Genomic DNA, 20,915 nt, shown 5'->3' with positions numbered 1-20,915 from the left:
GACAGAAAACGCAGTCGCGGCGCTGAAGAGAGTACGGGCCGCCGCGCGGCCCGTGCCGCGCGACGGCCGGGGCCTCTCCTGTGGGGGGTGGCGGCCCCGGCCGTTGCCTTGGCCGCCGCGGTTTTCCCTGGTGGGCGCTACTGACCCCGGCCGGGGACCGGTTCCGCAGCGCCGCCCGCCCCGCCGCTGCCGCCCTTCCCCTGGTCGGCGTTTCCCTGGCCGCCGTTTTCCTGGCCGCCGTTTTCCTGGCCGCTGTCAGCGGCGCCTCCGTTCCCCTCGCCGTTCGACCGGCCCGTTCCGGTCTCCCGGGCGGGCTGCCCGGCGCAGTAGGCCTCGACCTGCTCCGCGCCGCCCGCAGCCGTGAGCAGCCGCTGCCAGGCCGTGGCGTCCAGCGCCTCGCCGCGGCCCTCCAGTCGCTCGTAGGCGCGGCAGTGGGCCTCGATGTCCTCTGCGGTGGCCGGGCGCGCCGGTGGCGCGGAGGTACCGGGGACCGTGGTGGCGGGGGCGGGTGTGGCGGCGCGCGGGGTGGCGACCGGCTGGACCGAGGCGCCGTCGGCCGTGGCGGGCGGGCGCCCCCGGTCCGGGCGGCCGTCGTCCGCGGCGGAGCCGCCGCCGCCCATGGCCGCGTACGCGACCCCGCCCAGGGTGAGGCTCGCCAGCAGGACGGAGAGCGCGGTCTTCAGCGTGCGCCCCGTGCTTCGTCCGTCGCGCGGCCGCCAGTCGTCCCGCCGCCGGGTGCGCACGGCCCGGGCCGGTGCCGCCTCCCGCGCGGCCCGGAACGCGGCCACGGCGTGCCGCTCGCCCTCGGCGTCGGCCCGCTCCCCGCGCAGCGCCGCGGCGAGCAGCGCCTCCGCGTGACGGGTGCCGCCGAGCGCGGCGGGCCGACGGCCGTCGTCCTCCCCGTGCCGTGCACCCATGTCCGCCTCCGCTCCCGCTCGGTCCGCCGGGCCGCCGCCCTCGGCGCCCCTCATGTCGACTCTCCCAGCGTCCTGGGGCCGTCATCCGTCACACCGTCGGCCCCCAGCTGCCGGGCGAGCCGCTTCAGTCCCCGGTACGTCGCCGTACGCACCGCGCCCGGCCGTTTGCCGAGCACGCGCGCGGCGGAGGGCCCGTCGAGGCCGACGACGACCCGCAGCAGCACCGCCTCGGCCTGGTCGCGCGGCAGCGCCGAGACCAGGGTGAGCGCGGCCTGGGTGGAGAGCGACTCCAGTACCTGGTCGTGCGTGCTGTGCGGGCCGGGCAGGTCCAGGACGTCCTGCTCCAGCGCCGTGGGCCGCGGCCGCACCTTCTGGCGCCGCAGGTGGTCCAGGGCCCGGTGCCGGGCGATGGTCGCCGTCCAGCCCCGGAAACCGGCCCCGTCGCCCCGGAAGCGCCGCAGGTCACGGGCTATCTCCAGCCACGCGTCCGCCGCGACGTCCTCGGCGTCCTCGCCGACCAGCCCGCGCAGATAGCCCAGCAGTCCGGGCTGCACGAGCCGGTAGGCGACCGCGAAGGCCGCCTCGTCACCCTCCTGGGCCCGCGCGACAGCCGCGCCCAGTTCCCCGTCGTACGCCTGTACGCGGCGGGGTTCCCCTCGCTGACCCAAGAACCGTCCTCGTCCGTACCGAGTTCCTCCGCGCGCTCGGGTGAGCGCCCCCCAAGGTCATCAGCGTCGGCGCGCACAGAAGTGTCACAGGAACGTCCGGGGCCGCGGGGGCCCGGACGACCGGCGTCACCGGGCCGCCGTCGCGTCCCGGCACAGCAGGCGGAGCGACCCGTCGCCGGCGAAGCAGCGGCGGGCCTCGTCGATCGGGTCCCACAGGCGGCCGTCCGGGGTGCGGACCCAGTGGTCGCCACCGGTCGCCCACCACTCGCCGCCCGTCTGACGGGCGATCACCTCCCCGGCGTACGCGCCGAGTCCGCGCAGCTCCGTCTCCACGGCGGCGTACGGCGCCGCCGCGTCCCGGATGCCGTCGATCATCCGGTCCACGCGCCACAGACTCTGCGCCGAGTAGTCCAGGCGCAGCCTCGCGCCCTCGCGCATCGTGGCCACCGCGTCCGCCGCCCACCGCACCGGCTTGGCGGCGGCCGACGGCCGGGCCTGCTGCGGGCTCGTCGTCCCGCTCGTCAATCCGTTCGTCAATCCGCTGGTCACAGTCGTCACATGGGCTATAGCGCCGTGGCGCGGCATTGCGTCACACGCGGGGAGCGGTCGTTCCGCAACCGGCGCAGGACCGCCCCACCTCCCCCACGTCCGCCGCACCGCCACCGCGCGTTCCCCGCACGACGGTCACAGGCACGGCCCGACGGCGGCCCCGGCGTTCAGCCCCGTCCCCGGGCCCGGCGGGAGACGACCGCACGCAGCACCCGGCGTCCCTCCGTGGAGACCTCCAGGGCCGGACGCAGCCCGGCCGCGCCGTGCCCGGCGAGCAGTTCCAGGACGCCTGCCTGGCGGCGCAGTTCGGCGGCGACGAGCGGGGAAAGCCCTTCCGTGCCCGCGTCGCGGGGGACGTCGCCCTCCGGAGCAGCGCCCGCCGCCGGGTCGAGCAGCCGGTGGATGCGGAGCGAGGCGACGGAACAGGCGTCGGCCCACGTCCGCAGTGCCGGTCCCGAGCACTCGGCCGGCGCGGCCGCGAGCATGCGGCGGGCCAGGACCACGGCCTCGTCCTCACCCGCGGCGTCGGGGCCGGCGAGCTTGTCCCGCACCTGCGCCAGCCCCTCGGCCCACTCGAGTCCCGTCGCGTCACCGGTCGCGTCACCGGTCGTGTCGCCGGTCGCGTGGGCGAGGGTCGCCCACAGGGGTCTGAGGGCCTCGTCGTCGCCGTCGAGCAGCGGGACGCAGCGATCCAAACAAGCCAGCCCGCTCGCGGCGAGTCCGCGTGTGTCGGCCCGCGCGATCAGTTCCACCAGGCTCATCGGGTGCCTCCCTGTTCCGGCCGCTTCGCCCCGCTCACCACCACGGAGCCCGCACTGACCCTTACTGCGTGCGACGGCCCGGGAGTGTCACAGCGGCACGACGCCCAGCCGGTCGAGGAACCGGAAGAAGAGGTTTTCAGCCACCGGACCGGAGGAAAGGACCCTGCCGGCGCCCGCGTCGGGCTCCACATCCGCAGCCGCCCCCGCAGCCGCCCCCGTTTCCTCGCCCTCGCCCTCGTCCTCGCCCTCGTCCTCGTCCGCATCCGGGTCGTCCGCCAGCACCCGCGCCAGCTCGGCGGCGCTCGCGGTACACCCCGCCTCGGCGGCCCAGGCGACGGCGCGCTCGGCGGCGTCCCGGGGTTCCAGGAAGTAGTCCTCCAGGGTGAGCCCGTCCCGCTCGGCACCCAGGTATCCGGCCATGGCGGTACGCGCCAGGCAGGTCGTCCACGCCCCGCTCTCGGGCGCCGCCGCCTCCACGACCACGCAGTCGCTGTCCATCACGTAGCCGAACAGCGCGGGCGCGCCGGTCTGACCGGCCAGGTCGTTCATGTTCCCGACGTCTCCGTCGCCGCCCGGGAACTCCCACACCTGCCAGCCGCCCGGCGCCGACTGGCGCAGGGTCATGTCCCCGGCGCCGGCCAGCGCCTCCAGCTCCGCGAGCGGCCGCTCGGCGCGGCCGACGACGAAGTAACCCCAGTAGCCCATGTCCCGGTTCCCCCCGGCGTGTCGGTTCGGCTGGGCAAAAGACCACCACAGCCGTACGCGAGTTCGCAGCAGGATCGGCCAATCGGCGTGTTGGCCGCGTCGGTCGCGGTCAGTCGAGCCGGTTCGCCAGCGCCGCGAAGTCCGTCCAGGACAGCTCCGGTTTGCCGGGATCCCACAGCTTCTGGACCGTCGCGGCCAGCGGCAGCCGAATGCCCTCGGCGACCTGGGCCTGGGTCTGGGCGTTCGGGAAGTCACCCCAGACGGCGAAGCTGCCGCCGAGTATCTGGTCGTCGTACTTGGCGTCGACGGCCGTGGTGCCGCGCAGGACGCGCGGGGTCCACTGCTCGTAGATGCGCTCGCCGGTCGGGTAGACGAAGGTCTGCGGCTGGCCGAGCACGTAGTAGAGGAACTCGTCGTTGTAGTTGAGGACCTGGCGGCCCTCCCTCAGGTACTCCGTCGGCGGGCGGGCGCCGATCTCCTTGCCGGTCCAGTAGGCGACCTTGATGTCCTTGAGCGGCTCGACGGACGTGTCCTTGAAGAAGCCGTCGTTCCACGCGCGCGGGGTGCGGTCGTGGGCCATGACCGTCTTGGCGCGGCCGTTGAGCCAGCCGGTGGTGAGGTCGGCGACGGTGCCGTCGGAGCCGTACGCCTTGCGGGCGGCGGCGGCCAGCGTCGGGTAGGACGCCTCCGGGTTGGGCACCACGAGCGCCTGGTACTCGTCGGCGCCCAGGTGGAACTGGGAGCCGGGGAAGAGGTCGGCGTACTCGTTCAGCAGGTCGTCGACGATCTTCGCGGCCTCCGGCTTGGAGATGTCGATGGCGCCGCGGGTGGCCGTGCCCTGCGCGTTGCGCAGCTGGAGGTCGGGGTGCGCGGCGATCACGGCGCCGAGGTGGCCCGGCGAGTCGATCTCGGGGACGACGGTGATGTGGCGCGAGGAGGCGAGGTCGATGATCTCCTTCATCTCGGCCTTGGTCAGGTGCTCGTCCGAGACGATCTCGGGGTGCGAGTCCGACTCGATGCGGAAGGCCTGGTCGTCGGAGAAGTGCAGCCCCAGCTCGTTGAACTTGAGGTCGCCCAGCTCACGGATCCGGTCCTTGATCCAGTCGGCGCTGTAGTGCTTGCGGGCGATGTCGAGCGAGAAGCCGCGCTTCGGTTTGGCGGGCTCGTCCTTCACGACGCCCTCCGGCGCGGTGCCGCCGCCGTCCACCGACTGCTTCAGGGTGCGGGTGCCGTAGTAGACCCCGGCCTCGGCGGGCCCGGTGACGGTGACCCGGCCGTCCCGCACGGTCATGGTGTACGACTCCGGGTTCGCGCCCTTGTCGGCCTTCACGTCGAGCAGCAGGTCCCCGGCGCGCTCGTCGTCCTTCTCCCCCGCGTACGTCATCCCCAGGTCGCCGGCGATCTGCTTGCCCTCGTCGGCGAGTCCGGAGTCGGCGACGACGACCCGGTTCCCCTTCTCGGGCTGCCAGCCGGGGCCGCGGGCGGCGGTGTGCTCACGCACGGCGGGTATGGTGCGCGGCTCCTTGGACAGCGGGTAGGACCGGCTGGGGCTGGGGGCGGCCGCCTCCCCGGTGGAGGACCGGGCCGCCGAGCCCTCCCGGTCGCCGTCACCGCCGCCATCGCCGTCGGTGGCCCACAGGCCGACCCCCACGCCGAGTGCGGCGACCACCGCGCCGGCGATCACGGCCCGCTGTCTCACCTTGTGCGCCGGTATCCGGCCTCCGTGCTGGCTCACAGCGCCAACCTAAGGTCGCCGTTGCCGTCATGCGTCCACCACATGTTCTGAAACTCTCCCGTTCGGGTGAAATTCGGGCATCGGACGGACACGCGTTGCCGTCACTCGATAACGTGACGCCACACCTTTCGCACAATCCCCTGCCGACACACACGTGAAGCCCACGAGGACCCACGCTGCCTGCGCACCGTCTCCCAGACCTCCCCCGCCGAGTGGCCATACCGGTACCGGTGCAAACACGCGCCACACCGGCAACAGCCATCCCGCTGGAGCGCTTCAACGCGGCCCCCGCCGAGGAGGCCGCCCAGACCCTCCTCGCCTGCCTGAACAGCCACGCCTGGGCCCACCGCCTCATCGCCCACCGTCCCTACCCGGACCTCCCCGCCCTCCTGGCGGCTGCGGACGAGGCGGCCTACGACCTCTCCCCGGACGACCTGACCGAGGCCCTGGCCGCGGAGACGCTGCCCGCTCTCCCCGAGGACACCTACGCGGCCGCCCACACCGCCCTGAACGCGGCCCACGCGGCCTACGAGTCCCGCTTCGGACACGTGTTCGTCATCAGCCTGGACGGTTTGACCCCGGACGAGACCCTGAACCACGTGCTGGCAGCCATCAGGTCACGTTTGAACAACGCCCCGGACGAAGAACGCCTGGTTGCGGCAGAAGAACTTCGCCAACTGGCAAGAACGCGGCTGACCAGCGCCCTCTAGGGGCGCGGGGAACTGCGCGACCAGCCACAGGCGGCCCGCACCCGGCATTCAAGGACAAACCCCCACCCCCGTAGCCGCCCCCCGCTCATACCCACTGCTCCTTTGAGTGCAACTTTGATCACACCGGCAGGCCCCCTGTAAGCACCGCAGGTACACGTCGCTACCATGCTGGGGGCCGGTGGACCGTACCCGGCCGGGCCCGACCGACAAGGAAAGCCGGCGCGGCCCCAATCCCCGCTCCCGGAGGAAATTTCCGTGCCGGCTGGAACGCTGTACCGCGGCCGGGAAGGAATGTGGTCCTGGGTGGCTCATCGAGTCACCGGCGTCCTCATCTTCTTCTTCCTGTTCGTTCACGTGCTGGACACCGCTCTCGTGCGGGTGTCCCCCGAGGCCTACGACACCGTCGTGGCCACGTACAAGACGCCGATCGTCGCGCTGCTGGAGTACGGCCTCGTCGCCGCCATCCTCTTCCACGCGCTCAACGGCCTGCGTGTCATCGCCGTCGACTTCTGGGTCAAGGGCGCCCGCTACCAGAAGCAGATGCTCTGGACCGTCGTCGCCCTGTGGGTCGTGCTGATGCTCGGGGCGATCTACCCCGTCCTCGGCCACGCCGCTCGTGAACTGTTCGGGAGCTGACGCCAATGTCCACGACTGAATCCCCCGCTTCCGGGATCGGCCCCGTCGAGGGCGCCTCCCTGTACTCGGTCGACAACCCGGCGCCGCTCATCGAGGCGCCCCGCGCCCGCACGAAGAAGTCCCCCAGGTCCACCCGGGGCAACTTCGAGATGGCCGCCTGGCTGTTCATGCGCCTGTCCGGCGTCGTGCTGGTCGTCCTGGTCCTCGGCCACCTGCTGATCCAGCTGGTGCTCGACGGCGGCGTCTCGAAGATCGGCTTCGCCTTCGTGGCGGGCCGCTGGGCCTCGCCGTTCTGGCAGGTCTGGGACCTCCTGATGCTCTGGCTCGCGATGCTGCACGGCGGCAACGGCCTGCGCACGGTCATCAACGACTACGCGGAGCGCGCGAACACCCGCCTGTGGCTCAAGGGCCTGCTCTACACCGCCACGGTGTTCACCATCCTGCTGGGCACGCTGGTGATCTTCACCTTCGACCCGAACATCCGCTAGGCACGGGGCTGCGAAAATCATGAAGGTACACAAGTACGACACCGTCATCGTCGGCGCCGGTGGCGCCGGCATGCGCGCGGCCATCGAGTCGACCAAGCGCAGCCGCACCGCCGTGCTGACGAAGCTCTACCCCACCCGCTCCCACACGGGTGCCGCGCAGGGCGGCATGGCCGCCGCGCTGGCCAACGTGGAGGAGGACAACTGGGAGTGGCACACCTTCGACACGGTCAAGGGCGGTGACTACCTGGTCGACCAGGACGCCGCCGAGATCCTGGCGAAGGAGGCCATCGACTCGGTCCTCGACCTGGAGAAGATGGGCCTGCCGTTCAACCGGACGCCCAACGGGACGATCGACCAGCGCCGCTTCGGCGGTCACAGCCGCAACCACGGCGAGGCCCCGGTCCGCCGCTCCTGCTACGCGGCCGACCGCACCGGTCACATGATCCTCCAGACGCTCTATCAGAACTGTGTCAAGGAGGGCGTGGAGTTCTTCAACGAGTTCTACGTCCTGGACCAGCTGATCACCGAGGTCGACGGCGTCAAGCGCTCGGCCGGTGTGGTCGCGTACGAGCTGGCGACCGGCGAGATCCACGTCTTCCAGGCGAAGTCCGTGATCTACGCCTCCGGCGGCACCGGCAAGTTCTTCAAGGTGACGTCGAACGCGCACACGCTGACCGGTGACGGCCAGGCGGCCGTGTACCGGCGCGGGCTGCCGCTGGAGGACATGGAGTTCTTCCAGTTCCACCCGACCGGCATCTGGCGCATGGGCATCCTGCTGACGGAGGGCGCCCGCGGTGAGGGCGGCATCCTCCGCAACAAGGACGGCGAGCGCTTCATGGAGAAGTACGCGCCGGTCATGAAGGACCTCGCCTCCCGCGACGTCGTCTCGCGCTCCATCTACACGGAGATCCGCGAGGGCCGCGGCTGCGGTCCCGAGGGCGACCACGTCTACCTGGACCTCACCCACCTCCCGCCGGAGCAGCTGGACGCCAAGCTGCCCGACATCACGGAGTTCGCGCGGACCTACCTCGGCATCGAGCCCTACACGGACCCGATCCCGATCCAGCCGACCGCGCACTACGCCATGGGCGGCATCCCGACCAACGTCGAGGGTGAGGTCCTCAGCGACAACACCACCGTCGTCCCCGGCCTGTACGCGGCCGGCGAGGTCGCCTGCGTGTCCGTGCACGGCGCCAACCGCCTGGGCACCAACTCGCTGCTCGACATCAACGTCTTCGGCCGCCGCGCGGGCATCGCCGCCGCGGAGTACGCGCAGAAGGCGGACTTCGTCGAGCTGCCCGAGGACCCGGAGTCCCTGGTCGTCGAGCAGATCGAGCGGCTGCGCTCGTCCACCGGCACCGAGCGGGTGGCGACGATCCGCCGCGAGCTGCAGGAGTGCATGGACGCCAACGTCATGGTGTTCCGCACCGAGCAGACGATCAAGACGGCCGTCGAGAAGATCGCCGAGCTGCGCGCCCGCTACAAGAACGTGTCGATCCAGGACAAGGGCCGGCGCTTCAACACCGACCTGCTGGAGGCCGTCGAGCTGGGCAACCTGCTCGACCTGGCCGAGGTGATGGCGGTCTCCGCCCTCGCCCGCAAGGAGTCGCGCGGCGGTCACTACCGCGAGGACTTCCCCAACCGCGACGACGTCAACTTCATGCGCCACACCATGGCGTACCGCGAGGTGGGCGACGACGGCGCCGAGTCCATCCGGCTCGACTACAAGCCGGTCGTCCAGACCCGCTACCAGCCGATGGAGCGTAAGTACTGATGGCTACCCCTGTCATGGAGAAGAGCGACCAGGCCCCCGAGCCGGGCTTCGCCGACTCCCCCTACATCACGGTCACCTTCCGCGTCCGGCGGTTCAACCCGGAGGTCGCGGCCGAGGCGACCTGGGAAGACTTCCAGCTGGAGATCGACCCGAAGGAGCGCGTCCTCGACGCGCTGCACAAGATCAAGTGGGACCTGGACGGAAGCCTGACCTTCCGCCGTTCCTGCGCGCACGGCATCTGCGGCTCGGACGCCATGCGGATCAACGGCAAGAACCGCCTCGCCTGCAAGACGCTGATCAAGGACCTCAGCCCCGAGAAGCCGATCACGGTCGAGCCCATCAAGGGCCTGACGGTCCTCAAGGACCTGGTCGTCGACATGGAGCCGTTCTTCCAGGCGTACCGGGACGTGATGCCCTTCCTGATCACGAAGGACACCAACGAGCCGACGCGTGAGCGCTTCCAGACCGCCGAGGACCGCGAGCGCTTCGACGACACGACCAAGTGCATCCTGTGCGCCGCCTGCACGTCCTCGTGCCCGGTGTTCTGGAACGACGGCCAGTACTTCGGCCCGGCCGCGATCGTCAACGCCCACCGCTTCATCTTCGACTCGCGCGACGAGGCCGGCGAGCAGCGGCTGGAGATCCTGAACGACCGCGACGGCGTGTGGCGCTGCCGTACGACCTTCAACTGCACGGACGCCTGCCCGCGCGGCATCGAGGTCACCAAGGCCATCGCGGAGGTGAAGCGAGCGCTGATCACGCGCCGCTTCTGACGTCCGTCCGGCCGTAGGCCGCCGCAGGGCCCCGTTTCCCATGGAGACGGGGCCCTGCGGCGTTCCTGCGGCCGGACGGCGTAAGCCGGCCGCGGGGTCGGACCGGCAATCAGCCGTTCCGGGCGACGATCGTCCTAGCCTGACGCCATGTCAGATGACGAGTCGTACGAACTGCTCGGGTTCGACAACGTACTGCTGCCCGTCGGAGACCTCGGTGAGGCCGTCGGGTTCTACGAGCGGGCCGGCTTCCCGGTCGCCTACCGGCTCGACGAGGCCGGGATCGCCCTGCTGAAGGCGGGCGTCGAGACGCCGGGGCTGCTGCTGCGGGCGGAGGAGGAGTTCGGGCGGCAGCCGCCGATGTGGCCCTCCGCGCGCGTGTGGCTGGAGGTGACGGACGCCCGGGAGGCGGCCAGGTCGCTGCGCGAGGCGGGGGTGCCGCCGCTGGACGAGCCGTTCCCCGTGGCCACCGGCTGGACCGTCGAGTTCGCCGACCCGTGGGGCAACGTCATCGGCCTCACGGACTACTCCAAGCGCCCGGAGCTGGGCCGCCGCCCCTGAGCCGCAGGCGATCCCCCATCCGGCTTGAACGTGTTCAAAAACAGGTCTACAGTCAGTCCTGTCAGCGTTTTGAACGCGTTCAAGAAGGGGTGGGGCATGGACCGCACCGTCATCGCCTACGTCATCTACCTGGCCGTCAGCATCGGTCTGACCGTCTGGGTGGCCCGCACGCTCAGCCGCAACGGGCGGGTCTTCCTCGCCGACGTCCTGCACGGCAACGAGAAGCTCGCGGACGCCGTCAACCACCTCCTGGTGGTCGGCTTCTACCTCGTCAACCTCGGCTTCGTCGCCCTCTACCTGAGCGACGACGAGACCATCACCGACACCCGGGGCATCTTCGAGGCGCTCTCGACCAAGCTGGGCGTGGTGCTGCTGGTGCTCGGCGTGATGCACCTGGGCAACGTGTACGTGCTCAACAAGATCCGGCGGCGCGGCATGATGGAGCGCGAGCAGCTGCCCCCGGTCCCGCCGCAGGGCTGGGTGGCCCCGACGGCCGGGGCCTGAGCAGATGGCTCCCGCTCCCGGGACGACGGCCGGCGCCCCCGTGCGCCGGCTCACCGTCCTCTACGACGCCGAGTGCGCCCTGTGCACCCACGTACGGGACTGGCTGCTGCGCCAGCCCCGGCTGGTGCCGCTGGAGCTGCTCCCGGCCGCCTCGGACGAGGCGCGCAGGCGCTTCCCCGGCCTCGACCACGGGGCCACCCTCGACGAGGTCACCGCGATCGGCGACGCCGGGCAGGTGTACCGGGGCGCCGCCGCCTGGGTGGTCGTCCTGTGGGCGCTGCGCCGGTACCGCGGGCTCGCCCACCGGCTCAGCACGCCCAAGGGCGCCCTGCTGGCCCGGGGGGCCGTCCTGGCCGCCGCCAAGTGGCGCGCCGGGCAGCGGCAGTGGGGCGGCAACGGGTACCGCCGCGCCGACGGCTGGGTCTACGAGCCGGGCCTCGGGTGGATCTACGCGGGGCCGGGCTGTGCCGACGGCGCCTGCACCACTGGATAGGCTCTGGACCCGTGCCTGCGACCAACGACGGCGCCGACGACGGTGCCCACCTCAGCAAGTCCGAGCAGACCCGCGCGCTGATCCTGGAGACGGCCATGCGGCTCTTCCAGGAACGCGGTTACGACCGGACCACGATGCGGGCCATCGCCCAGGAGGCCAGGGTCTCGGTCGGGAACGCGTACTACTACTTCGCCGGCAAGGAACACCTGATCCAGGGCTTCTACGACCGGATCGCCGCCGAGCACCGCGCGGCGGTCCGCGAGGTGCTGGCCAGGGAGACCGACCTGGAGGCCCGGCTGGCGGGCGTGCTGAAGGTCTGGCTGGACATCGCCACGCCGTACCACGAGTTCGCGGTGCAGTTCTTCAAGAACGCCGCCGACCCGGACAGCCCGCTCAGCCCCTTCTCCCCGGAGTCCGAGCACGCGCGCGTGGAGGCCATCAGCATCCACCGCGCGGTGCTCGCCGGGGCGAAGACCAAGGTGCCCGAGGAGCTGCGGGACATCCTGCCCGAGCTGATGTGGCTCTCCCAGATGGGCCTCGTCCTGTACTGGATCTTCGACCGCACCGAGGGCCGCGAGCGCAGCTACCGCCTCGCCGAACGCGGCGCCCGGCTCACCGCGCGGGGCGTCGTGCTGGCCCGCTTCCGGGTGCTGCGCCCGCTGGTGCGCGAGGTGCACGAGCTGTTCACGGACTTCCTGCCGGGCATGACGAAGATGATGCCGGACCCCGCCAAGAAGCCGACGCGGGACGCCGGTCCTCAGGCCTGACGGGACGCCAGCTCGATCACCGTGATGTCCGAGGGCGCCCCCACGCGCGTGGGCGGCCCCCAGGCGCCCGCGCCGCGGCTGACGTACAGCTGCGTGTCGCCGTAGCGCTCCAGACCCGCCAGCGTCGGATTGGCGGCCCCCGCGATGAGGTTGCCGGGCCAGAGCTGCCCGCCGTGGGTGTGGCCGGAGAGCTGGAGGTCGACGCCGTGGTCGACGGCGTCGTGGATCTGCACCGGCTGGTGGGCGAGCAGCACGCAGGCGCGGGCGCGGTCCCGGTCGCCGAGGGCCTTGGCGTAGTCGGGGCCCTGGCCCTCGTCCTCGCCCGCCACGTCGTTGACGCCGGCCAGGTCGAAGTGGGGCAGCTCGGTGCGGGCGTTCTCCAGCGGGATCAGGCCGAGCCGCCGTACCTCGGCGACCCACTGCTCGGCGCCGGAGAAGTACTCGTGGTTGCCGGTGACGAAGTACGCGCCGTGCCGGGCCTTCAGCCGGGCCAGCGGTGCGGCGGCCGGGCCGAGGTCCTTCACGCTGCCGTCGACCAGGTCGCCGACGACGGCGACGAGGTCGGGCTGCGTGGAGTTGATCGTGTCGACGACCTGCTGCGCGAAGCCCCGGCCGAGCACCGGGCCCAGGTGGATGTCGCTGACGACGGCGATGCGGAAACCGTGCGCCGCGCGCGGGAGCTTGGCCAGCGGCACGGTGACCCGCTTCACCTTCGGGCCGCTCAGCACGCCGTACGTGCCGTAGCCGACCGTGCCGACGGCCGCCGCGGCGGCGGCACCGGCGACGACGCGGGAGACGAAGAGACGGCGGGAGGGGACGGCGAGAGTGCTGCCCCGGGCCGGAGCTCCGGTCCCCGGCGCCTCGGGCGTCTCGGGTGTCTCAGACGCCTCGGGTGCCTCGGCCGCCTCGGGCGTCTTCGGCGGGGCCGTGCCGGCCGGTATGCGCGAGGTGTCCGCGGCCGGGGTGACCGAGGGCTCCGCCCCCGCCGTCCGCCGGACGGCCGCCCGGCGTTCCAGGAACCGCCGCAGCAGCGGCCGGACGACCTCGCCCGCGAGCACCGCGAGCAGCAGGTAGATCGACAGGGCGAGCCACAGGAAGCCCGGCCAGGCGAGCACCCGCTGGAGCCAGAACGGGGCGCCCGCGCGCTCGGCGACCAGCGCCCCGACCGCCAGCAGCCAGCCCCCGGCGATCACGGCCGCGCCGATCCGGCGCACGGGCCCCGGGGCGCGGGTCGTGTCGCGGAACAGGCGCCGCCACACATACCAGTTGGCCGTCACCAGGACGCCCACCATCAGCAACGCGACCAGCACGAAGACGACCACCATGCCGTCGTATCCCCTCGGTTGTGACGCCCAGGACGTGCCGGGCGTCCGCGACGTCCTCGTCGCCCATGACGTTCGGCTATGACGTTCGGCGCAGTGCGCGCACGCCGCGCAACCCGATGACCCCGACGACCGTCCCCAATACGAAGGAGACGATCGCGAGCAGCAGGTGCACCCAGAAGTACGCCGTGGGGTCGCCGTCCTCGAAGGCGAGCCCGCTGCCGTCCTTGACCAGGTTTTTGACGAAAGTGATCCAGATGATCCAGCTCCACACCCCGAAAGCGAGCAGGAACCAGGAGACGGGGCGGCTGAGCTTCATGGTTTCAGTATCGCCGCACGCTGTCCGGATCCGTGCGCGGGGTGGGGAGGGGGGTGGGACCGAACCGATCGCGAGGGGTACGTTTCCGCTCGTGCCCGCTCCCAAGAAGGCCCTCAGGCGATCCCTGACGGTCACCTCCGCCGCCCTGACCGCTCTCGCCCTCCTCTCCCCGGCCGCGCTCGCCGCGCCGAGCCCGTCGACGAGTCCGTCGGCCACTCCACCGGCGTCGATGTCGAGCGTGGGCGGCGCGCGGCTCGGGAAGCCCGGCACGCAGGTGGACCTGGCGGGCGGGGCGCCCGTGCTGCCGAAGGACCTCACGGCCCGGTCGTGGATCGTCGCGGACGCCGAGTCGGGCGACGTGCTGGCCGCGCACAACGCGCACTGGGAGCTGGCCCCGGCGAGCACCCTGAAGATGCTGTTCGCGGACACCCTGCTGCCGAAGTGGCCGAAGACGACGAAGCACAAGGTCGAGGTCTCGGACCTCGCGGGCATCGGCTCCGGGTCCAGCATGGTGGGGATCAAGGAGGAGGAGACGTACACCGTCCACGACCTGTGGCTCGGCGTCTTCCTGCGCTCCGGCAACGACGCCGTGCACGTCCTGTCGGCGATGAACGACGGCGTCGAGAAGACCGTCGCGGACATGAACGCGCACGCCAAGGAACTGCAGGCCGGCGACACCACCGTGGTCAGCCCCGACGGCTACGACATGCCGGGGCAGGTCTCCTCCGCGTACGACCTGACGCTCTTCGCCCGTTCGGGGCTCCAGAAGAAGGACTTCCGCGAGTACGCCTCGACGGTGCGCGCCAAGTTCCCGGGCGAGACGAAGAAGGACAAGAAGGGCAGGACGAGCCGCAAGCCCTTCGAGATCCAGAACACCAACCGGCTCCTGGCCGGTGATTCGGACGTGGAGGTCTACCCCGGCATCGCGGGCGTCAAGAACGGCTACACCACCAACGCGGGCAACACCTTCACGGGCGTGGCCGAGCAGGGCGGCAAGGTGCTGCTCGTCACCGTGATGCACCCGGCGGAGGACAAGCACAACGAGGTCTACAAGGAGACCTCCCGCCTCTTCGACTGGGGCTTCCAGGCGGCCGGCAAGGTGCGGCCGGTGGGGGAGCTGGTGGGGCCGAGGAGCGCCACCGCGGCGAGCCCTTCGGCCGGGGCCTCCGGTGAGGCCGGCGGCACCGGGAAGGGCGCCGCGGGCACGAAGCCGGTGGCGGGCGCCCCGGCCGGGAACGGGGCGGGCGGGGCCGGGGTCGCGGCCGGTATCGCCGCGGGGGTCCTGGTGCTGCTCGCGGGCGGTGCGTTCCTGATCAACCGGAAGTGGCCGCTGCCGGACCTGGTCCGTCGCCGGACCCGTCCGTGACGTCCGCGTCGCCCGGCTCCCCCAGTTCCTGCGCCTTGCTGCCCGTCGCCGTCCAGGAGGCGCAGAACAGCACCAGCTTCGCGGTGAAGTTGATCCACAGCAGCAGGGCGACGGGGACGCCGAAGGCGCCGTACATGCTCTTCGCCGCGACGCCCTGGATGTAGCCGCTGAGCAGCAGCTTCAGCAGTTCGAAGCCGACCGCGCCGATCAGCGCGGCCACCACCAGGCGGCGGCGCTCGGGCTGGACGCCGGGGAGCAGGGTCAGGACGTAGAGGAGCAGCAGGAAGTCGGCGAGCACGGCGACGGCGAAGGCGGCGACGTAGAGCAGGACGCCGCCGACCCCGCCCTGGGCGAGACCGATCGTGCGGATGATCCAGCCGACCAGCGCCGAGGCGACGGTGGAGATGCCGACGGTGATCAGCAGCGCGCCGCCGAGGCCGACGAGGACGCCCGCGTCCTTGGCCCGGTGCAGGACCGGGTTCTCCTCCTCGTCGGGCAGCTCCCACACGGCGCGCAGACAGCCCCGGGTGGCCTCGACCCAGCCCATGCCGGTGAACAGCAGCAGGAGGGCGGCGATGATGCCGACGGTGCCGGCGTTGTCGACGAGGCCCTGGATGTTCAGCTGGTCGGAGATGCCGGGGATCTGCTCGGCGAGCTTGTCCTGGAGCTTGTCCTGCTGCTCCTTGTTGAGCGTGGCGGCGGCGACGGCGGCGGCCAGGCTCAGCAGCGGGAAGAGCGCGACGAAGCTGGTGAAGGTCATGGCGGCGGCCAGCCGGGACCACTTCACCCGGTCGAGACGCTCGTAGGAGCGCCACGCGTGCGTGGTCATCAGGCGGGCGATCCACGGTCCCACGACGGGGAGCTTCTTCAGCCAGTCCATGATCCGACCCTGCCCCCGCTCGTCGCGTTCCATGATCCCGAGGGCCCTCCGGTTCCGGCCGCGGACCGGAAGACCAGTGTCCTTGTGCCCCAGAAGCGCAGGATCGTGCCCAGGATCATGCCGACCCCGGCGCCGGAGACCGTGTCGGCACGCTGCGAGGTGAGGCCGAGCCCGTAGTGGCTGACGGCCAGGCAGAGCAGCTGTACGGCGGCGCCGGCGGCGTTCACGGCGAAGAACACCGCCAGGGGGCGCAGGCCCCGGGGGCGGCCGAGGTGGCGGTAGGTGCCCAGGGCGTTGCCCGCGTAGGCGACCGAGCAGCCCGCGACGAAGGAGAGGGCCTTGGCGGTGAGCGGGTCGAGTCCGGCCGGGCCGCGCAGGCAGGTGAAGAGGCCGAGGTCGACGGCGTAGGCGAGCAGGCCGGCGGAGGCGAAGCCCAGCAGTTCGCGCCGGCCGGCTACCAATTGGCCACCGCCAGGCCGTACATCGCGAGCCATACGACGCCGATCAGCGCGAGGGCGCGGTCGCGCAGGACGACGTCCTCGGGTTCGCCCGCGGTGCCGCGGTCGGCGAAGACGGCGTAGCGCAGGACGGCGAGGACGAAGGGGATCACGGAGAGCTGGCGCCAGGGCAGGACGCTGGTGTGCGGGACGCCGCCCTCCTCCATGGCCCACAGGCAGTAGCCGAGGACGGCGACCCCGGCGGCGAGCTGCCAGACGAAGCGCAGGTAGCCGGTGGTGTACTCGGTGAGCAGCGCGCGCGTGGCACCGTCCTTGCCGGCCATCTGGACGGCTTCGGAGTACCGCTTGGCGGCGACCATGAACAGCGCGCCGAAGCCGGTCGTGATGAGGAACCAGCGCGACAGGGGGATGCCGAGCGCGAGTCCGCCGATCATCGCCCGCATCAGGAAGCCGGTGGTGACGACGGCGAGGTCGACGACCAGGACGTGCTTGAGGCTGACGCAGTACGCCAGTTGCATGGCGAGGTAGGCGGTCAGCAGGGCCGCGACGGGCGCGGGGCACAGCCGGGCGGCGAGGACGGGCGCGAGGACGCCCAGGGCGCCTCCCACGGCGTAGGCGAGCGGCACCGGGACGTCTCCGGCGGCGACCGGGCGGTGCCGTTTGACGGGGTGGGCGCGGTCGGCGTCGGCGTCGCGGGCGTCGTTGACCAGGTAGACGGCGGCGGCGCAGGCGGTGAACAGGACGAAGACCAGGGCGAGCCGGCCCAGCGCGTGCGCGGAGAACAGTTCGCCGGCGGCGGCCGGGGCGGCGACGACCAGGACGTTCTTGACCCACTGGCGGGGGCGTGCGGTGCGCAGCAGCCCGGCCGGGACCCGTCTCGCGCGGCGCGGCGGGTCGGGCTCCCGCTGCTGTTCGGGGGCGCGTTGGCGCAGGACGGTGGTGTCGGTGACGGCGGTGTCAGTCACGGGTGCCTCCGCGCATCCAGCCGGTGCCGAGCCGGGCCGTGAGCGCCCCCAGGGCGGCGCCCGCGGCGACGTCGGAGGGGTAGTGGACGCCGACGACCAGCCGGGAGGCGCACACCGCGGCGGCGAGCGGCCAGGCGGCACGCACCCCGAGGGTGCCGAAGACGACGGCGGCCGCGGCGGCCGAGGTGGCGTGGGAGCTGGGGAAGGAGTGCCGGCCCGCGGTGCGGACCAGGGGGACGACGTGCGCGGGGCGGGGGCGGCGCACGACCCGCTTCACGCCCATGCTGACGACGTGGGCGCCCGCGGTGAGGACGGTGCCGCGCAGCCAGGCCGTGCGCCGGGGAGCGTCCACGGCGGCCGCCGCGAGGCCCGCCGCGAGCCACAGCGCCCCGTGCTCCCCCGCCCAGGACAGGGCGCGCGCGGCGCCGGCCACGCGCGGGTCGGTTCCGCGGGCCCTGAGCGCGCTGACGATCCGGTGGTCCATGTCGTCGAGGTCGTCCATGTGGACTCACTGTCCACGCCCGCGGCACGCGAAGGCGGGCACACCGGAGCGACATACCATTAATCACCCGTTTCAGGGATGCTCAGAATGTTTTGGAACCAATCATTCACACATGGAGAGACGGGGCGATACGGTCACCGCCATGTCTGCCGACACCGTTCCCGACGCCGACTGGGGCACCGTCACCGGCTGGGGCCGTACGGCGCCCACCGCGGCGCTCGTCGTCCGTCCGCGGACGTACGAGGAGGCGGCCGTCGCCGTCCGGGACTGCGGGGTCCGGGGCGGCATCGCCCGGGGACTGGGGCGGGCGTACGGGGACGCGGCGCAGAACGCCGGGGGTGCCGTGCTCGACATGACGGCCCTGGACCGCGTGCACGCCGTCGACGTCGCGGGCGGCACCGTGCTGTGCGACGCGGGCGTCTCCCTGCACCGGCTGATGGAGGTGCTGCTGCCGCTCGGCTGGTTCGTGCCGGTGACGCCCGGCACCCGCTACGTGACGGTCGGCGGGGCGATCGGCGCCGACATCCACGGCAAGAACCACCATGTGTCGGGGTCCTTCACGCGGCACGTGCTCTCCCTGGAGCTGCTCACCGCCGACGGCCGGGTCCGCACCGTCGCTCCGGGCACGCCCCTGTTCGACGCGACGGCGGGCGGCATGGGGCTGACCGGCGTGATCCTCACCGCGACGCTGCGGCTCCAGCCGGTCGAGACGGCGCTGATGTCGGTCGACACCGAGCGGGCCGGCGACCTGGACGACCTGATGGCCCGGCTGACCGCCACCGATCACCGCTACCGCTACTCGGTCGCCTGGATCGACCTCCTCGCGCGCGGCAGGGCGACCGGCCGCGCGGTGCTCACCCGCGGCGACCACGCCCCGCTGGACGCGCTGCCCGCCCGCTCCCGCGCCCGGCGCGCGCCGCTGTCCTTCCGCACCTCGCGCCTCCCCGCGACCCCCGACTTCCTGCCGGGCGGACTGCTCAGCCGCACGACGGTGGGCCTGTTCAACGAGGTCTGGTACCGCAAGGCCCCCCGGGAGAGCCGGGGCCGCCTCCAGCGGATCTCCACCTTCTTCCACCCGCTGGACGGCGTCCCGCACTGGAACCGGGTCTACGGCCGCGGGGGCTTCGTGCAGTACCAGTTCGTCGTCGGGCACGGCCGTGAGGAGGCCCTGCGCCGGATCGTGCGGCGCATCTCCGCCCGCCGCTGCCCCTCCTTCCTGGCCGTCCTCAAGCGCTTCGGCGAGGCCGACCCCGGCTGGCTGTCCTTCCCCGTCCCGGGCTGGACGCTCGCCCTCGACATTCCGGCGGGCCTGCCGGGGCTCGGCGCGTTCCTGGACGAGCTGGACGAGGAGGTCGCTCACGCGGGCGGCCGCGTCTACCTCGCCAAGGACTCCCGGCTGCGCCCCGAACTGCTCGCCGCGATGTACCCCCGCCTGGACGACTTCCGCGCCCTGCGGGCGGAGCTGGATCCGCGCGGGGTGTTCGTGTCCGACCTGGCCCGCCGCCTCGCCCTGTGACTCCCCCGCCACCCCCGACCTGTCTGGAGCAGCCGTGAAGGACGCCTTCGGCCTCCCCCAGTCCCTCCTCGTCCTCGGCGGTACGTCCGAGATCGCGCTCGCCACCGTGCGCCGCCTGGTGGCCCGCCGCACCCGTACGGTGTGGCTGGCCGGGCGCCCCTCCCCCGCCCTGGAGGCGGCCGCCGAGCAGCTGCGCGGGCTCGGCGCCGAGGTGCGCACGGTCGCCTTCGACGCGCTGGACCCCGAGTCCCACGAGGCGGCGCTCGGCAAGGTGTTCGCCGAGGGCGACATCGATCTGGTGCTGCTGGCCTTCGGCATCCTGGGCGACCAGGCGCACGACGAGCGCGAGCCGCTGAACGCCGTGCGGGTCGCGCAGACCAACTACACCGGCGCGGTCTCGGCCGGGCTGGTCGCCGCCCGCTCCCTCCAGGCGCAGGGGCACGGCTCGCTGGTGGTGCTCTCCTCCGTCGCCGGTGAGCGGGCCCGCCGCGCCAACTTCATCTACGGCTCCAGCAAGGCAGGCCTGGACGCCTTCGCGCAGGGCCTGGGCGACGCGCTGCACGGCACGGGCGTGCACGTCATGGTCGTACGGCCCGGGTTCGTGCGGTCGCGGATGACCGAGGGGATGGAGGAGGCGCCGCTCGCCACCACGCCCGAGGCGGTGGCCACGGCCATCGAGCTGGGGTTGCGGCGGCGTTCGGAGACGGTGTGGGTGCCGGGCGCGCTGCGGGTGGTGATGGCGGGGGTGCGGCACCTGCCGCGGGCGGTGTTCCGGCGGCTGCCGGTGTGAGGCGCGGCTACCGGGTGGGCAGGGAGCCGGTCTCCACGCGACCGGCCTGCGGGGGCACGGTGGCGCTGCCGAAGGGGAACTCGCGCAGCTTGCGCCAGACCGCGTCGGCGCCCTGCTCGTACAGCGCGAAGCCGGTGCAGGGCCACTGGGCCTCGTAGTCGGACAGCTCCTCGTAGGCGCGGTCCATCGCCGCTTCCTCGATGGCGTGCGCCACGGTGACGTGCGGGTGGTACGGGAACTGCAGTTCGCGGGGGACGGGGCCGGACGCGTCGCGTACCCGCTTCTGGAGCCAGGAGCAGGCCGCCGCGCCCTCGACCACCTGGACGAAGACGACGGGCGAGAGCGGGCGGAAGGTCCCGGTGCCGGACAGCCGCATCGGGAAGGGCCGGCCGCGCGCCGCCACCTCCGCCAGGTGCGCCTCGACCGCGGGCAGCGCGGCGCCGTCGACCTCGGTCGGCGGCAGCAGGGTGACGTGCGTGGGGATGCCGTGAGCAGCGGCGTCGCCGAAGCCCGCGCGCAGCTGCTGGAGCTTGCTGCCGTGAGGCTCCGGGACCGCGATCGACACGCCGATCGTTACGGTCCCCACTTCGTCTCCTGTCGTTGTGTGTCCTTCGGGCGGACACCCGGATATCGACTGTACGGCCACCGCCCTGCCGTGGGCAGGCGCAACCGGAGTGATGTGCAGCGCTACGGCGGCATGCCGGGGCGCACGGACGGGGCCGGGGGCACCGCGGCGGCGGCACCCCGGGCGGTGTCGCG

At 72.6% G+C, this 20,915-nt stretch carries 24 protein-coding genes and 1 pseudogene; 12 read left to right on the top strand and 13 right to left on the bottom strand.

The window, feature by feature from the left end:
* Positions 1 to 137: 137 nt before the first annotated feature.
* From ACZ7MF_RS03930 to ACZ7MF_RS03905, 6 genes and pseudogenes are all read right to left on the bottom strand, one after another.
* Complete coding sequence (locus ACZ7MF_RS03930; protein ID WP_471474336.1) at positions 138 to 917, bottom strand: hypothetical protein; 780 nt, start codon at positions 915 to 917, stop codon at positions 138 to 140.
* Positions 918 to 967: 50 nt separating this feature from the next.
* Positions 968 to 1,585, bottom strand: a complete 618-nt coding sequence (locus tag ACZ7MF_RS03925; RefSeq protein ID WP_471474335.1) for an RNA polymerase sigma factor — start codon at positions 1,583 to 1,585, stop codon at positions 968 to 970.
* Between the two features lie 126 nt (positions 1,586 to 1,711).
* On the bottom strand, positions 1,712 to 2,134 hold the full coding sequence (locus ACZ7MF_RS03920) for a hypothetical protein (protein WP_471474333.1): 423 nt from the start codon (positions 2,132 to 2,134) through the stop codon (positions 1,712 to 1,714).
* Positions 2,135 to 2,301: 167 nt separating this feature from the next.
* The gene (locus ACZ7MF_RS03915) at positions 2,302 to 2,895 is read right to left on the bottom strand and encodes a hypothetical protein (RefSeq protein WP_471474332.1); all 594 of its coding nucleotides are present in this window, start codon (positions 2,893 to 2,895) and stop codon (positions 2,302 to 2,304) included.
* A 261-nt stretch (positions 2,896 to 3,156) separates the two neighbouring features.
* A pseudogene (locus ACZ7MF_RS03910) lies at positions 3,157 to 3,600 on the bottom strand (hypothetical protein); the annotation flags it as partial.
* Between the two features lie 109 nt (positions 3,601 to 3,709).
* Positions 3,710 to 5,335 (bottom strand): beta-N-acetylhexosaminidase, encoded by a 1,626-nt coding sequence (locus tag ACZ7MF_RS03905; protein WP_471474330.1) that lies wholly within the window; start codon positions 5,333 to 5,335, stop codon positions 3,710 to 3,712.
* A gap of 230 nt (positions 5,336 to 5,565) precedes the next feature.
* Between ACZ7MF_RS03905 and ACZ7MF_RS03900 the strand changes: the two genes are divergently transcribed.
* The 9 genes from ACZ7MF_RS03900 to ACZ7MF_RS03860 all read left to right on the top strand — a co-directional run bounded on the left by ACZ7MF_RS03900 (position 5,566) and on the right by ACZ7MF_RS03860 (position 12,038).
* Positions 5,566 to 6,045 carry a 2-oxo-4-hydroxy-4-carboxy-5-ureidoimidazoline decarboxylase gene (locus ACZ7MF_RS03900; RefSeq protein ID WP_471474329.1) on the top strand — a complete coding sequence of 160 codons (480 nt, stop codon included), beginning with the start codon at positions 5,566 to 5,568 and terminating at the stop codon, positions 6,043 to 6,045.
* Positions 6,046 to 6,300: 255 nt separating this feature from the next.
* Entirely contained in the window at positions 6,301 to 6,681 is a 381-nt protein-coding gene (sdhC, locus tag ACZ7MF_RS03895) for a succinate dehydrogenase, cytochrome b556 subunit (RefSeq protein WP_003974113.1), read from the top strand.
* Between the two features lie 5 nt (positions 6,682 to 6,686).
* Positions 6,687 to 7,169 carry a succinate dehydrogenase hydrophobic membrane anchor subunit gene (locus ACZ7MF_RS03890; RefSeq protein ID WP_115743831.1) on the top strand — a complete coding sequence of 161 codons (483 nt, stop codon included), beginning with the start codon at positions 6,687 to 6,689 and terminating at the stop codon, positions 7,167 to 7,169.
* 19 nt (positions 7,170 to 7,188) lie between these two features.
* Positions 7,189 to 8,943 carry a succinate dehydrogenase flavoprotein subunit gene (gene sdhA, locus ACZ7MF_RS03885; RefSeq protein WP_356860194.1) on the top strand — a complete coding sequence of 585 codons (1,755 nt, stop codon included), beginning with the start codon at positions 7,189 to 7,191 and terminating at the stop codon, positions 8,941 to 8,943.
* Complete coding sequence (locus tag ACZ7MF_RS03880) at positions 8,943 to 9,716, top strand: succinate dehydrogenase iron-sulfur subunit (protein ID WP_164249468.1); 774 nt, start codon at positions 8,943 to 8,945, stop codon at positions 9,714 to 9,716. The genes sdhA and ACZ7MF_RS03880 overlap by 1 nt, the downstream gene beginning before the upstream one ends.
* A 147-nt stretch (positions 9,717 to 9,863) precedes the next feature.
* Positions 9,864 to 10,274: a VOC family protein gene (locus ACZ7MF_RS03875; protein WP_471474327.1), complete on the top strand. Its 411-nt coding sequence runs from the start codon at positions 9,864 to 9,866 to the stop codon at positions 10,272 to 10,274.
* 96 nt (positions 10,275 to 10,370) lie between these two features.
* Positions 10,371 to 10,778: a hypothetical protein gene (locus tag ACZ7MF_RS03870; protein WP_356860189.1), complete on the top strand. Its 408-nt coding sequence runs from the start codon at positions 10,371 to 10,373 to the stop codon at positions 10,776 to 10,778.
* 4 nt (positions 10,779 to 10,782) lie between these two features.
* Positions 10,783 to 11,271 carry a thiol-disulfide oxidoreductase DCC family protein gene (locus tag ACZ7MF_RS03865; protein ID WP_471474326.1) on the top strand — a complete coding sequence of 163 codons (489 nt, stop codon included), beginning with the start codon at positions 10,783 to 10,785 and terminating at the stop codon, positions 11,269 to 11,271.
* 11 nt (positions 11,272 to 11,282) lie between these two features.
* Entirely contained in the window at positions 11,283 to 12,038 is a 756-nt protein-coding gene (locus tag ACZ7MF_RS03860) for a TetR/AcrR family transcriptional regulator (RefSeq protein WP_471474324.1), read from the top strand.
* Here ACZ7MF_RS03860 and ACZ7MF_RS03855 read toward each other — a convergent pair.
* Positions 12,029 to 13,363, bottom strand: coding sequence for a metallophosphoesterase (locus tag ACZ7MF_RS03855; RefSeq protein WP_471474322.1), 1,335 nt, complete (start codon positions 13,361 to 13,363; stop codon positions 12,029 to 12,031). The two genes, ACZ7MF_RS03860 and ACZ7MF_RS03855, sit on opposite strands and share 10 nt — an antisense overlap.
* A gap of 76 nt (positions 13,364 to 13,439) precedes the next feature.
* The gene (locus tag ACZ7MF_RS03850; RefSeq protein ID WP_003974124.1) at positions 13,440 to 13,679 is read right to left on the bottom strand and encodes an SCO4848 family membrane protein; all 240 of its coding nucleotides are present in this window, start codon (positions 13,677 to 13,679) and stop codon (positions 13,440 to 13,442) included.
* A 91-nt stretch (positions 13,680 to 13,770) separates the two neighbouring features.
* On the opposite strand from ACZ7MF_RS03850, the gene ACZ7MF_RS03845 reads away from it, so the two are divergent.
* A complete protein-coding gene (locus ACZ7MF_RS03845) occupies positions 13,771 to 15,045 on the top strand; it encodes a D-alanyl-D-alanine carboxypeptidase family protein (protein ID WP_471474320.1) in 1,275 nt (424 codons plus the stop codon).
* Here the strand turns inward: ACZ7MF_RS03845 and ACZ7MF_RS03840 are convergent.
* From ACZ7MF_RS03840 to ACZ7MF_RS03825, 4 genes are read right to left on the bottom strand one after another with little or no spacing between them, the layout of a single operon-like run.
* Positions 14,993 to 15,925, bottom strand: a complete 933-nt coding sequence (locus ACZ7MF_RS03840) for a YihY/virulence factor BrkB family protein (protein ID WP_471474319.1) — start codon at positions 15,923 to 15,925, stop codon at positions 14,993 to 14,995. The two genes, ACZ7MF_RS03845 and ACZ7MF_RS03840, sit on opposite strands and share 53 nt — an antisense overlap.
* Positions 15,913 to 16,419, bottom strand: coding sequence for a GtrA family protein (locus tag ACZ7MF_RS03835; protein WP_471474317.1), 507 nt, complete (start codon positions 16,417 to 16,419; stop codon positions 15,913 to 15,915). The genes ACZ7MF_RS03840 and ACZ7MF_RS03835 overlap by 13 nt, the downstream gene beginning before the upstream one ends.
* Positions 16,380 to 17,348: a decaprenyl-phosphate phosphoribosyltransferase gene (locus ACZ7MF_RS03830; RefSeq protein ID WP_471474316.1), complete on the bottom strand. Its 969-nt coding sequence runs from the start codon at positions 17,346 to 17,348 to the stop codon at positions 16,380 to 16,382. Before ACZ7MF_RS03830 ends, ACZ7MF_RS03835 begins: the two co-directional genes overlap by 40 nt.
* On the bottom strand, positions 17,341 to 17,850 hold the full coding sequence (locus tag ACZ7MF_RS03825; protein WP_471474314.1) for a phosphatase PAP2 family protein: 510 nt from the start codon (positions 17,848 to 17,850) through the stop codon (positions 17,341 to 17,343). Before ACZ7MF_RS03825 ends, ACZ7MF_RS03830 begins: the two co-directional genes overlap by 8 nt.
* 142 nt (positions 17,851 to 17,992) lie before the next feature.
* Between ACZ7MF_RS03825 and ACZ7MF_RS03820 the strand changes: the two genes are divergently transcribed.
* Positions 17,993 to 19,366: an FAD-binding protein gene (locus tag ACZ7MF_RS03820; protein WP_471474313.1), complete on the top strand. Its 1,374-nt coding sequence runs from the start codon at positions 17,993 to 17,995 to the stop codon at positions 19,364 to 19,366.
* 34 nt (positions 19,367 to 19,400) lie between these two features.
* Positions 19,401 to 20,156 (top strand): decaprenylphospho-beta-D-erythro-pentofuranosid-2-ulose 2-reductase, encoded by a 756-nt coding sequence (locus ACZ7MF_RS03815; RefSeq protein ID WP_471474311.1) that lies wholly within the window; start codon positions 19,401 to 19,403, stop codon positions 20,154 to 20,156.
* 7 nt (positions 20,157 to 20,163) lie between these two features.
* Here ACZ7MF_RS03815 and ACZ7MF_RS03810 read toward each other — a convergent pair whose 3' ends face one another.
* Positions 20,164 to 20,742: a 2'-5' RNA ligase family protein gene (locus tag ACZ7MF_RS03810; RefSeq protein ID WP_471474310.1), complete on the bottom strand. Its 579-nt coding sequence runs from the start codon at positions 20,740 to 20,742 to the stop codon at positions 20,164 to 20,166.
* Positions 20,743 to 20,915 lie beyond the last annotated feature (173 nt).

This window comes from Streptomyces sp. NPDC111628 (genome assembly GCF_055635195.1).
The sequence above is the reverse complement of the archived record's forward strand: the minus strand, read 5'-3'. Positions and strand labels throughout refer to the sequence as shown.

Bases quoted from the DNA above. Each gene is read 5' to 3' on its own strand.
- ACZ7MF_RS03930 (WP_471474336.1), bottom strand. From the start codon at position 917: ATGGGTGCACGGCACGGGGAGGACGACGGCCGTCGGCCCGCCGCGCTC.
- ACZ7MF_RS03915 (WP_471474332.1), bottom strand. From the start codon at position 2,895: ATGAGCCTGGTGGAACTGATCGCGCGGGCCGACACACGCGGACTCGCC.
- ACZ7MF_RS03890 (WP_115743831.1), top strand. From the start codon at position 6,687: ATGTCCACGACTGAATCCCCCGCTTCCGGGATCGGCCCCGTCGAGGGC.
- sdhA (WP_356860194.1), top strand. From the start codon at position 7,189: ATGAAGGTACACAAGTACGACACCGTCATCGTCGGCGCCGGTGGCGCC.
- ACZ7MF_RS03880 (WP_164249468.1), top strand. From the start codon at position 8,943: ATGGCTACCCCTGTCATGGAGAAGAGCGACCAGGCCCCCGAGCCGGGC.
- ACZ7MF_RS03875 (WP_471474327.1), top strand. From the start codon at position 9,864: ATGTCAGATGACGAGTCGTACGAACTGCTCGGGTTCGACAACGTACTG.
- ACZ7MF_RS03870 (WP_356860189.1), top strand. From the start codon at position 10,371: ATGGACCGCACCGTCATCGCCTACGTCATCTACCTGGCCGTCAGCATC.
- ACZ7MF_RS03865 (WP_471474326.1), top strand. From the start codon at position 10,783: ATGGCTCCCGCTCCCGGGACGACGGCCGGCGCCCCCGTGCGCCGGCTC.
- ACZ7MF_RS03855 (WP_471474322.1), bottom strand. From the start codon at position 13,363: ATGGTGGTCGTCTTCGTGCTGGTCGCGTTGCTGATGGTGGGCGTCCTG.
- ACZ7MF_RS03850 (WP_003974124.1), bottom strand. From the start codon at position 13,679: ATGAAGCTCAGCCGCCCCGTCTCCTGGTTCCTGCTCGCTTTCGGGGTG.
- ACZ7MF_RS03840 (WP_471474319.1), bottom strand. From the start codon at position 15,925: ATGGACTGGCTGAAGAAGCTCCCCGTCGTGGGACCGTGGATCGCCCGC.
- ACZ7MF_RS03835 (WP_471474317.1), bottom strand. From the start codon at position 16,419: ATGGCTCGCGATGTACGGCCTGGCGGTGGCCAATTGGTAGCCGGCCGG.
- ACZ7MF_RS03825 (WP_471474314.1), bottom strand. From the start codon at position 17,850: ATGGACGACCTCGACGACATGGACCACCGGATCGTCAGCGCGCTCAGG.
- ACZ7MF_RS03820 (WP_471474313.1), top strand. From the start codon at position 17,993: ATGTCTGCCGACACCGTTCCCGACGCCGACTGGGGCACCGTCACCGGC.